Here is a 10,388-nt window from a genome sequence, read left to right on the forward strand (position 1 = left end):
GGGCAGCGGCGCGCCGCGCGTTCCCTGGCCGGACGGGGGATGTTGACCCCTGGTGCCGGCGGCATAGGCTCTTGCGTCCGGGGCGGCGGGCCGCCCGCTGGCGAGGCGGCAAGGCCATGGACATGCAGGCCGGCGCAGAGCATCCGATCCCGCAGTCCGCCCCGGCGGAGGAGGTGGACGTGCTGGTGGTCGGCGCCGGCATTTCCGGCATCGGCGCGGCCTGGCACCTGACGAAACGGTTGCCTGACCAGCGCTTCGTGGTGCTGGAGGCGCAGGACGGGTTCGGCGGCACGTGGCGCACCCACCGCTTTCCCGGCATCCGCTCCGACAGCGACCTGCACACCTTCGGCTACAGCTTCAAACCCTGGACCGGGCCGCCCATCGCCACGGCGGCGGAGATTAAGGCCTATATGGGCCAGATCATCAGCGAGAACGGCCTCGACGCGCATATCCGCTATCGCCATCGGGTGCTCTCGGCCGACTGGTCCGGCGCCGAGGCGCGCTGGACGGTGACGGTCCGGCGGGAGGAGACGGGCGAGGTGCTCCTCTTCAGGGCCCGCTTTCTCTGGATGTGCCAGGGCTACTATCGCCATGAGCAAGGCTACACGCCGGAGTGGCCCGGCATGGCCGACTTCGCCGGCACCGTCGTGCATCCGCAGACCTGGCCGGAGGACCTCGACACCAGGGATAAGCGGGTGGTGGTGATCGGCTCGGGCGCGACGGCGGCGACGCTGGTGCCGGCGTTGGCCGGCCGCTCGGCCCACGTCACCATGTTGCAGCGCTCGCCGACCTTCTTCCGCACCGGGCGCAATGCCATCGAACTCGCCGAGACGCTGCGCCAGCTGAAGGTGGACGAGGCGTGGATCCACGAGATCGTCCGCCGCAAGATCCTGTTCGACCAGGACGCCTTCACCCGCCAGACCTACGAGAACCCGGAGCGGGTGAAGGCGGAGCTGATCGGCGCGGTGCGCGCCGTCCTCGGCCCCGACTACGACATCGACACCCATTTCACGCCGCGCTACCGGCCCTGGCGGCAGCGCATCGCCTTCGTGCCGGACGCGGACCTCTTCCATGCCATCCGCCGCGGCGAGGCCTCTGTGGTGACGGGGGAGATCGAGCGGTTCACGGCGGGCGGCATCAGGCTCACGTCTGGCGAGGAGATCGCCGCGGACATCGTCGCCACCGCCACGGGCTTCACCCTCAGCGTCATGGGCGACATCCCCTTCAGCCGCGACGGCGTTCCCATCGACTTCGCCGACACCGTCACGTGGCGGGGCATGATGTTCACCGGCGTGCCAAACCTCGCCTGGGTCTTCGGCTATTTCCGGGCGAGCTGGACGCTGCGCACCGACCTCGTCGCCGACGTCGTCTGCCGCCTCCTGCCGCACATGGCGGCGCGCGGCGCCGGGACGGTGGAGCCGGTGCTGCCCGCGGACGCTGCCGGCGCCGATCCCGGCCCCTGGACCGACCCGGAGGACTTCAACCCGGGCTACCTCCTGCGCGACCTCGACCGCCTGCCGAAGACGGGGCCGGGGGAGGCCTGGCGCCACAGCCAGGACTACTGGCGCGACAAGGACGTGTTTCCCGCGCTCGACCTGGACGATCCGGCGCTCAGATACCGGTGAGGGCGGAAACGACGAAGGCCGCCGGACGGTGCCCGGCGGCCTTTGGCAAAAGCGCGAAAGGGGAGGGGCGTCAGCCCGCCTGGACCTGGGCGACGGCGGTGGCCATCAGCTCGTCCATGGTGCGGCGGATCTGGTGGTCGGACTGGCCAGCATTGGCGGCGTCGAGGTCGGCCTTCACCTTGCGGAACACGTCGTCGTCGCCGGCCTCCTCGAAGTCGGACATGACCACGGACTTGGCATAGGCCTCGGCGTCGGCGCCGGTCTTGCCGATCTTCTCCGCGACCCAGAGGCCGAGGAGCTTGTTGCGCCGGGCGGTCGCCTTGAAGCGCAGTTCCTCGTCATGGGCGAATTTCTTCTCGAAACCTTCCTGACGCTTGTCGAAGGTGCTCATCCGCGTGGTCCTCGGCCTTGGGTCCGTGAGTGCAAGGCGGATCGTAGACCCGCCGTGGGAGGGGTGTCGCCCCGTCGGGCTTGCATATAGGCGCGCCATCCCCACCTTGGCGAGAGCAAAGGCGTCGCACCTGAGGCGTTTTCGCGCAAGACCTTCCCGTTCCGCCCCATCGCCTGCCGGCCGGTTGCGACCGAGTTCATTGTGCATCGGCGAACGATCGGATAGGAAGATCGTGCGGGCATGGGCGTCAGCGCGCCCGATTCTGATGGGTGCGCGCCGACCGTCCGTATGCTCCGTCGCCGGAGACCGGCAAACCGGAAACCTGGTGAGAGATGGACTTCCTCAAGACACGGTATATCCCTATGAGCCGCCGACGCCGCATCTACGAAGGCAAGGCCAAGGTTCTCTATGAAGGCCCCGAGCCGGGAACCCTCATCCAGCACTTCAAGGACGACGCGACCGCCTTCAATGCCAAGAAGCACGAGGTGATCGACGGCAAGGGCGTGCTCAACAACCGCATCTCCGAGTATCTGTTCTCGAAGCTGAACGACATCGGCGTGCCGACCCATTTCATCCGCCGGCTGAACATGCGCGAGCAGCTCATCCGCGAGGTCGAGATCATTCCGCTCGAGGTGGTGGTGCGCAACGTCGCCGCCGGCTCGCTCTCGACGCGCCTCGGCATCGACGAGGGCACGCAGCTGCCGCGCTCGATCATCGAGTTCTACTACAAGAACGACGCGCTGAACGACCCGCTGGTCTCGGAAGAGCACATCACCGCCTTCGGCTGGGCGACGCCCCAGGAGATCGACGACATCATCGCGCTGGCGATCCGCGTCAACGACTTCCTCTCGGGCCTGTTCCTCGGTGCCGGCATCCGTCTCGTCGACTTCAAGATGGAGTGCGGGCGGCTGTGGGAAAACGATGTCATGCGCATCGTCGTCGCCGATGAGATCTCCCCCGATTCGTGCCGGCTCTGGGACATCAAGTCGAACGACAAGATGGACAAGGACCGCTTCCGCAAGGACCTCGGCGGCCTGATCGAGGCCTATACCGAGGTGGCCCGCCGCCTCGGCGTGATGGGCGAGAACGAGCGCCCGACCGGTCCCGTCCTGGTGCAGTGACGCCAGCGCCATGCGCCTCCTCGCGCGCAGGCCGAAATCCGACGCGCCGGCGGACGCCGCCGGCGACACGTTTGCCCTCCTGCGCGCCGGCTTCCTCGCCGTGTTCGCCACCGTGGTCCTCGCCTCCTGCGCCTATGTGCCGGTGGCGGTGGAGGGCGTGGCGACGCGGCCCGACATCGCCGCGCGCGATGCCGAAAACCCCTGGATCTTCGTACCGACTGGCGCCTGGATCACCCGTGACACGGTGACCCCCGTGTCGGTCGGCGCCTGCCCCGCGTCCATCTGCCCCGAGCGGGTGGCGATAGCCGTTGTGGAGGCGCGAGGCGCCGAGGCGCGCACCCTGGCGCGCAGCCTGCGCCAGCCCGGCGGCCTCGCGACACGTCTGTCCGAAGGCAACCGCCGCCGCATCGCCCTCGTCACCGCTGCGCAGCGCCAGGTGCCGGCGAGCGTCGCGGCGCGGCGCATCCCTCACCGCGTGGCGAGCCGCACCCGGCCACTGCGCCACCGCGCCTTTTCCGGCTTCCAGCTGGAGATGCGGCGGGAGGACGGGCCTTCCCGCATCGCCCACGCCGCCGTCCTCGGCCGGCAGACCGGCGCGGGCCTGAAGGTCGTCATCGTCGTCGGCGAGCGGGCGGACCAGGTCGCCGCCGCCGCGAGGAAGGTCGCGGACGCCAACCTTTGACGACCGCCGCCTGGCTCCGGCGGCGCGAAGCGGAAACGCCGGGGCGCTAGCAAGGCGCACCGCCCACCCACGAGGACTGCCCATGATCCGCCTGTTCGCTCTCGCCCTCGGGCTCGCCCTCGCGCCCCTCTCCGCCGCGCCGGCCGCGGCCCAGGGTGCCACCCTTTCCGTCGACGGCTGGGAGCGGCAGACGGCCGAGACCGGAACCGTCTATTTCCGCTGCCGTGCCGCGTCCTGCGCCGCGCAGTCGACAATCAGCTACCGGTCCCAGTCGGTGACGCGGATGCCCCCGGTCGCCGAGTTCCGCCGGCGCCAGGAGGAGACCAACCGGCGCATGGTCGAGAGCAGCAACGGCCGGCTCACCCGCGTCGAGATGATCGATGTGGCGGAGGCGGACCAGGCCGGGGCGAAGACGCTCACCGCGGTCAAGCTGCTGGTGGCCTCTTCGGGCACCAACCAGTACCTGGCGACAAGCCTCGTCCTGCAGGGCGGGCGCGCCTTCTCCATCGTCTCGACGGCGCCGAACGAGGCGGCGGCCCGCGCCAACCTGAAGACCTTCATCCCCGTCGTGCTGCTGCAGGCGAACATGGCACCGGCCCCGGCACCGGCGGGCCGCGCCCCCTGACCCGCATTTCATGGCGGCAGGCGCCAATCCTCCATTGATTGCGGCGGCCGGGCGGTCTAGACGGACCCCATTCCCGACCCCGCCTCGAAGGAGCGCCCGATGAAGGCCCGCGTCACCGTCACGCTGAAGACCGGCGTTCTCGATCCGCAGGGCAAGGCGATCGAGGGGGCGCTGAAGAGCCTCGGCATCGACGGCATCGGCGCGGTCCGCCAGGGCAAGGTCTTCGATCTCGACATCGCCGACATGGACAAGGCGGCCGCCGAGGCCGCCATCAAGGCCGCCTGCGAGAAGCTGCTGGCCAATACGGTGGTCGAGAACTACCGCATCGAACTCGTCTGAGCGGGAGACAGGTCCATGAAGGCCGCCGTCATCGTCTTTCCCGGCTCCAACCGCGAGCGCGACATCGCCTATGCGCTGGAGCTGACCTCGGGCGTGAAGCCGGCCCTCGTCTGGCACGGCGACAGCGCGCTTCCCCCCGGCACCGATCTCGTGGTGCTGCCCGGCGGCTTCTCCTACGGCGACTACCTGCGCTGCGGCGCCATTGCCGCCCGCGCCACCGTCATGGACGCGGTGCGGGCCCATGCGGCGCGTGGCGGCCTGGTGCTCGGCGTCTGCAACGGCTTCCAGATCCTCTGCGAGGCGGGCCTCCTGCCGGGCGTGCTGATGCGCAATGCGCAGCTGAAGTTCATCGCCCGCAACGTCCATCTGAAGGTCGAGCGGTCCGACACGCCCTTCACCCGGCGCTACAATGCGGGGGCGGTGATCGAGGTGCCGGTGGCCCACGGCGAGGGGAATTTCATCGCCGATGCCGAGACGCTGAAGCGGATCGAGGACGAGGGCCGCGTGGTGTTCCGCTATTGCGACGCGAGCGGCGCAGTGGTGCCGCAGGCCAACATTAACGGCGCCACCAACGCCATCGCCGGCATCGTCTCGGAGAACCGGCGGGTGCTCGGCATGATGCCGCACCCGGAGAATCACGTGGACCCGACCATCGGCTCCACCGACGGGCGTGGCCTGTTCGAGAGCCTCGCCGAGGCGCTCCAGACGGCGTGAGGGCAGGGCCTGTCGGTCCCGCCAGGTCGCGACCTCGCCGTCATGCCCGGGCTTGTCCCGGGCATCCACGCAGTCTCATCGTGCTGTGGTCAAGTCGTGGATGCCCGGCACGAGGCCGGGATCGACGCTGCGGAGCGGGTAGCGCTTGAGACGGCGTCCGCGCCCCTCACGCCGACAGGCGCATGCGCTTGATCATGCTGGTGATGGCCTTGAAGGCGTCGCCGATGCCGCCCGAACTCGTCACGTTGAAATACATGGACGGGTCGGTGGCGCAGGCGCGCAGGAGGTTCTGGTTGCCGTCGATGACGCGGACGGTGAACAGCGTGATGCCCGCGGCCTTGACGGCGTTGCAGGCATCCCGGGTGCGCGGGTCCATCAGCGGGGCGGCGGTATAGTTGCTGAACGGCACGTAGCGGCTTTCGGTGTTGTCGCCGTCGGTCAAGAGGATCATGTAGCGCAACACGTCGGGCGAGGACCCGGTCTCGGTGAAGGGCAGGCCCGACGACATGACGGCGAGGCCCGCCTGGACGCCGATGGTGATGTTGGTGGTGCCTGCCGGCTGCATGGCGTTGATCGTCGCGCGCAGGGCCGAGAAGTTGGTCGTCAGCGGCTGGACGGTGGCAAGCCCGCTATTGGCGCATTTGACGCCGCGATAGCGCGCCGCGTTGGTGGTGGGCGCGGTGTCGGCGATGTCGTTGGGCTGGTCGCGGTCGGTGAGGCAGCCGGTCCAGGCCGCCTTGGTGGTGACGAGGCTCGACGAGATGCCGGTACCGTCGAAGCGCATCCACGCCTCGTTGCGGAAGCTCGTGGCGATGCGCACCTGGTTGACGAAGGGCACGACGGCGATCTTCACCTGGTCGGAGGAGACGCGGGCGGCTTCCAGCTCGTTGATGAGATCGATGGCCGCGGTCTTCAGCGCCGCCATCTTGCCGCTGCCGGCCATGGAGCCGGTGTTGTCGAGAACGAGGGCGATCTCGATCTTCGGTTCGTTCCAGGAGGTCTGCGACACCACTGTCAGCGGCATGGACGAGACGCCCATGGTGGCGGCGATGGTGGTCTGCAGCGTCCCGGAGACCGACAGGCGGATGGTGTTGCCGTCGCGGGTGACGCCGAGGGTGCTGAGCGTGAGGTCCGAGGGCGGGGTGAAATTGCCGGCGAAGGCCCGGTTGGCAGCGTCCTGCAGGGCGGCTGCGGAGAGGCTGCGCGAATCCTTGGCGACCGCCAGGGATGCGGAATCGAGTGCTGCCTGGATCTGCACCTGCATGCGGGAGACGCGGGTGTAGTCGACCGCGGCGCCTACCACGCCGAAGACCGGCAGGGCGGCGAGGCTGAAGAGCAGCGCCACGTTGGCGCGGACGTCGGACCTGAATCGGGACAGTTTCGCGTGCATCTGTGTCGCTCCCGGACAGCGCCCCGTCCGGCGGCGTCCTTCGGGCGACACGGATCAAGTCCCGTGCCGGCGAGCGGCCGTTCAGTGCGGCACAGGCCCGCTTCGCCGTTGCGAAAAGGGGGCGCGGGGGGTAAGTGCATCGCTTGCGAGACGGGCCCCCGGGACGGACACGGCATGATCCCCAACGAACCGAAGATCACACCCGAACTGGTGGCCAGCCACGGCCTCAAGCCGGACGAGTACCAGCGCATCCTGAAGCTCATCTCGCGCGAGCCGACCTTCACCGAACTCGGCATCTTCTCGGCGATGTGGAACGAGCACTGCTCCTACAAGTCGAGCCGCCTCCACCTGAAGACGCTGCCAACCAAGGCGCCGTGGGTCATCCAGGGCCCGGGCGAGAACGCCGGCGTCATCGACATCGGCGATGGCCTCGCCGCCGTGTTCAAGATGGAGAGCCACAACCACCCGAGCTACATCGAGCCCTACCAGGGCGCGGCGACCGGCGTCGGCGGCATCCTGCGCGACGTCTTCACCATGGGCGCGCGCCCGATCGCCGCGCTCAACGCCCTGCGCTTCGGCGATCCGGCCCATCCGAAGACCCGTCACCTCGTGGCGGGCGTGGTGGCCGGCGTCGGCGGCTACGGCAATTCCTTCGGCGTGCCGACGGTCGGCGGCCTCGTCGGCTTCCACACCCGTTATGACGGCAATTGCCTCGTCAACGCCATGGCCGTGGGCCTCGCCCGCACCGACGGCATCTTCTACGCCAAGGCCACCGGCATCGTCATGCCCATCGTCTATCTCGGTTCCAAGACCGGCCGCGACGGCATCCACGGCGCCACCATGGCCTCGGCCGAGTTCGGCGAGGGCGCGGAGGAGAAGCGGCCGTCCGTGCAGGTGGGTGATCCCTTCGCCGAGAAGCTGCTGCTCGAGGCCTGCCTCGAGATCATGGAGAAGGACTGCGTCATCGCCATCCAGGACATGGGTGCGGCGGGCCTGACCTGCTCGGCGGTGGAGATGGGCGCCAAGGGCGACCTCGGCGTCGAGCTGCACCTCGAAAACGTGCCGACCCGCGAGCCCGGCATGACCGCCTACGAGATGATGCTGTCGGAGAGCCAGGAGCGCATGCTCATGGTGCTGAAGCCGGAGAAGGAAGAGGAGGCCAAGGCCATCTTCCGCAAGTGGGGCCTCGACTTCGCGGTGATCGGCCACACGACGGACACGCTGCGCTTCGTCATCAAGCACCACGGCGTGGTGATGGCCGACCTGCCGATCAAGGAGCTCGGCGACGAGGCGCCGCTCTACGACCGCCCGCACGTGCCGACGGCGCCGAAGCCGGTGATCGCCGCGGAGAGCGTCGCGGCGCCGCTGTCGAACCGCGAGGCGCTCCTGAAGCTGGTTGCGACCCCCGAGCTCGGCTCCAAGCGCTGGGTCTACGAGCAGTACGACTCGATCATCCTCGGCAACACGGTGCAGCGGCCGGGCGGAGACGCCGCCGTCATCCGCGTCGAGCACGGGCCGAAGGGCCTCGCCATGACCTGCGACGTGACGCCCCGCTACTGCGAGGCCGATCCGGTCGAGGGTGGCAAGCAGGCCGTGGCCGAGGTCTATCGCAACATCTCGGCCGTCGGCGCGCGGCCGCTCGCCATCACCGACAACCTCAATTTCGGCAATCCCGAGCGGCCGGAGATCATGGGCCAGCTCGTCGGCTGCATCCGCGGCATCGGGGAAGCCTGCCGGGAGCTCGACTTCCCCGTCGTCTCCGGCAACGTGTCGCTCTACAACGAGACCCACGGCCGGGCGATCCTGCCGACGCCGACCATCGGCGGCGTGGGCGTTCTGGACGATTTCCAGGCGAGCGTCGGCATCGCGCCGAAGCTGGCGGGCGAGCAGGTCTTCCTCCTCGGCCAGACCCAGGGCTGGCTCGGCCAGTCGGTCTATCTGCGCGACGTCTGCGGCCGGGAGGAGGGCGCCCCGCCGCCGGTCGACCTCACCGCCGAGCGCCGCCACGGTGAATTCGTCCGCGCCCTGATCGGCGAGGGTCTGGTCGGTGCCTGCCACGACGTCTCGGACGGCGGCCTCGCGGTCGCCCTCGCCGAGATGGCGATCAGCTCCGGCATGGGCATCACCGTCGAGACGCTGTCGCACGACCTGCCGGCCCACGCCTTCTGGTTCGGCGAGGACCAGGGGCGCTACGTCCTCACGGTCGGGCCCGAGCACATCGACACCCTGGCGACCCGCGCAGCGGGTGCCGGCGTCGAACTGACGCGGCTCGGCGTCGCCGGCGGGTCCGCGTTGACCCTGCCGGGCGAGGAACCCATATTGGTGAGTGACTTGAAGGATGCCTTCGAGTCGTGGCTGCCCGCCTACATGGCCAAGGCGGCCTGAACCGGAGAGTTCATCCCATGCCGATGGCCGCTGCCGATATCGAGCGGATGATCAAGGACGCGCTTCCCGACGCGAAGGTCGAGATCAAGGACCTTGCGGGGGACGGCGATCATTATGCCGCCACCGTCGTGTCCGAGGCTTTCCGCGGAAAGTCGCGTGTGCAACAACACCAGCTGGTCTATGCCGCCCTCAAGGGCAAGATGGGCGGCACCCTCCATGCGCTGGCGCTCACCACCGGCGCGCCCACCTGACGTCTTGAGCGGCCCTTGACGCCGCGAGCGAGAGAACCATGACCACAGCTCACGACAAGATCGATGCCGAGGTGAAGAACAACGACGTGGTGCTCTTCATGAAGGGCACGGCGCAGTTCCCGATGTGCGGCTTCTCCGGCCAGGTGGTCCAGATCCTGGACTATCTCGGCGTGCCCTTCAAAGGCATCAACGTGCTCGACGCCGACGACATCCGCCAGGGCATCAAGGACTATTCGAACTGGCCGACCATCCCCCAGCTCTACGTCAAGGGCGAGTTCATCGGCGGCTGCGACATCACCCGCGAGATGTTCCAGTCTGGCGAGCTCGCCGAACTGATGAAGTCGAACGGCATCGCGGTCCGCGAGACGACGGGCTGACCTCCGTTCTTCGAAGGGCAGCCCGGCGGCTGCCCTTTCGTCTTCTGCCCGGAAGTTGCCACGATCGGCTGTAAGAGGGATAAGACAGCGGGGCCACGTAAGTGCTCCCTTCCGTTGCGCGGCATGCCCGCGCTGCCCAGGCCTTCGGGCCAGCCCATGATCCCCGCGGGGGTCGCAAGCCACGGAATGCGTCGCGCCGCATGCCTACCGCCGCTCCCTTCTCGCGTGCCCCCGGACGGCGCGCCCTGGCCGCCACCTTCGGCCTTCTCGTCGCCTCCTCGCCCGCGGCCCTCGGGCAGCAGTCGCTGGGCTTCCAGGCCGGCACCGCCCAGGTCGGCGGCGGCCAGCCGCTGAACCTTCTCTCCCCCACCTTCATCGCGCCCGCCCCGCGTGCCGTAGCCCCCCGTGGCGGGCCCATCGCCGGTGCCGTGCCCGCGCCGTCTCTGTCGACCGCCATGACAGCGCCGCTGCCGCAGCCGCGCCCCGAC

Annotated in this window: 12 protein-coding genes; 10 read left to right on the forward strand and 2 right to left on the reverse strand. The window is 69.2% G+C overall.

Annotation, left to right across the window (positions count from 1 at the left end; translation table 11 throughout):
- The first annotated feature begins 116 nt into the window (after positions 1-116).
- Positions 117-1,625: a flavin-containing monooxygenase gene (locus tag ACT6XY_RS21045; protein WP_444750266.1), complete on the forward strand. Its 1,509-nt coding sequence runs from the start codon at positions 117-119 to the stop codon at positions 1,623-1,625.
- Between the two features lie 70 nt (positions 1,626-1,695).
- Here ACT6XY_RS21045 and ACT6XY_RS21050 read toward each other — a convergent pair whose 3' ends face one another.
- Positions 1,696-2,016 carry a DUF1476 domain-containing protein gene (locus ACT6XY_RS21050; RefSeq protein WP_444750267.1) on the reverse strand — a complete coding sequence of 107 codons (321 nt, stop codon included), beginning with the start codon at positions 2,014-2,016 and terminating at the stop codon, positions 1,696-1,698.
- Between the two features lie 332 nt (positions 2,017-2,348).
- Here ACT6XY_RS21050 and purC point away from each other — a divergent pair, with 332 nt between their 5' ends.
- The 5 genes from purC to purQ all read left to right on the forward strand — a co-directional run bounded on the left by purC (position 2,349) and on the right by purQ (position 5,497).
- On the forward strand, positions 2,349-3,137 hold the full coding sequence (purC, locus tag ACT6XY_RS21055) for a phosphoribosylaminoimidazolesuccinocarboxamide synthase (RefSeq protein ID WP_444750268.1): 789 nt from the start codon (positions 2,349-2,351) through the stop codon (positions 3,135-3,137).
- A 10-nt stretch (positions 3,138-3,147) separates the two neighbouring features.
- Positions 3,148-3,819 (forward strand): hypothetical protein, encoded by a 672-nt coding sequence (locus tag ACT6XY_RS21060; RefSeq protein WP_444750269.1) that lies wholly within the window; start codon positions 3,148-3,150, stop codon positions 3,817-3,819.
- 82 nt (positions 3,820-3,901) lie between these two features.
- Positions 3,902-4,444, forward strand: a complete 543-nt coding sequence (locus ACT6XY_RS21065; protein ID WP_444750270.1) for a hypothetical protein — start codon at positions 3,902-3,904, stop codon at positions 4,442-4,444.
- Positions 4,445-4,543: 99 nt separating this feature from the next.
- Positions 4,544-4,783, forward strand: a complete 240-nt coding sequence (purS, locus tag ACT6XY_RS21070; RefSeq protein WP_444750271.1) for a phosphoribosylformylglycinamidine synthase subunit PurS — start codon at positions 4,544-4,546, stop codon at positions 4,781-4,783.
- Positions 4,784-4,798: 15 nt separating this feature from the next.
- Positions 4,799-5,497 (forward strand): phosphoribosylformylglycinamidine synthase subunit PurQ, encoded by a 699-nt coding sequence (gene purQ / locus ACT6XY_RS21075; RefSeq protein ID WP_444750272.1) that lies wholly within the window; start codon positions 4,799-4,801, stop codon positions 5,495-5,497.
- Between the two features lie 166 nt (positions 5,498-5,663).
- Here purQ and ACT6XY_RS21080 read toward each other — a convergent pair whose 3' ends face one another.
- Positions 5,664-6,887 (reverse strand): VWA domain-containing protein, encoded by a 1,224-nt coding sequence (locus ACT6XY_RS21080; protein ID WP_444750273.1) that lies wholly within the window; start codon positions 6,885-6,887, stop codon positions 5,664-5,666.
- Between the two features lie 174 nt (positions 6,888-7,061).
- Between ACT6XY_RS21080 and purL the strand changes: the two genes are divergently transcribed.
- From purL to ACT6XY_RS21100, 4 genes are all read left to right on the forward strand, one after another.
- Positions 7,062-9,272 (forward strand): phosphoribosylformylglycinamidine synthase subunit PurL, encoded by a 2,211-nt coding sequence (gene purL / locus ACT6XY_RS21085; protein ID WP_444750274.1) that lies wholly within the window; start codon positions 7,062-7,064, stop codon positions 9,270-9,272.
- Between the two features lie 17 nt (positions 9,273-9,289).
- Positions 9,290-9,523 (forward strand): BolA family protein, encoded by a 234-nt coding sequence (locus ACT6XY_RS21090; RefSeq protein WP_106748766.1) that lies wholly within the window; start codon positions 9,290-9,292, stop codon positions 9,521-9,523.
- Between the two features lie 38 nt (positions 9,524-9,561).
- Positions 9,562-9,900, forward strand: a complete 339-nt coding sequence (gene grxD / locus ACT6XY_RS21095) for a Grx4 family monothiol glutaredoxin (RefSeq protein ID WP_444750275.1) — start codon at positions 9,562-9,564, stop codon at positions 9,898-9,900.
- A 200-nt stretch (positions 9,901-10,100) separates the two neighbouring features.
- A partial coding sequence (locus ACT6XY_RS21100; protein ID WP_444750276.1) for a hypothetical protein occupies positions 10,101-10,388 on the forward strand: 288 nt, incomplete at its 3' end.

The organism is Phreatobacter sp., from assembly GCF_052440005.1.
Classification (GTDB): domain Bacteria; phylum Pseudomonadota; class Alphaproteobacteria; order Rhizobiales; family Phreatobacteraceae; genus Phreatobacter.